Consider the following 440-nt stretch of genomic DNA (forward strand, 5'->3'; position numbering starts at 1 on the left):
CCGCACTCAAGAACGCCAGTTTCAACTGCAATTTTAAGGTTGAGCCCCAAACTTTCACAGCTGACTTAACATCCCGTCTACGCTCCCTTTAAACCCAATAAATCCGGATAACGCTCGCATCCTCCGTATTACCGCGGCTGCTGGCACGGAGTTAGCCGATGCTTATTCATAAGGTACATGCAGAACACCACACGTGGTGTCGGTTATTCCCTTATAAAAGAAGTTTACAATCCATAGAACCTTCATCCTTCACGCTACTTGGCTGGTTCAGGCTCTCGCCCATTGACCAATATTCCTCACTGCTGCCTCCCGTAGGAGTTTGGACCGTGTCTCAGTTCCAATGTGGGGGACCTTCCTCTCAGAACCCCTATCCATCGTTGGCTAGGTGGGCCGTTACCCCGCCTACTACCTAATGGAACGCATCCCCATCGTTTACCGAT

At 50.5% G+C, this 440-nt stretch carries 1 rRNA gene; it reads right to left on the bottom strand.

The features are described 5' to 3' along the window. Positions 1-440 (bottom strand): 16S ribosomal RNA (locus I6E24_RS16720); the annotation flags it as partial.

The sequence above is a fragment of the Bacteroides caecigallinarum genome, assembly GCF_021530995.1.
Lineage (GTDB): Bacteria > Bacteroidota > Bacteroidia > Bacteroidales > Bacteroidaceae > Phocaeicola > Phocaeicola faecigallinarum.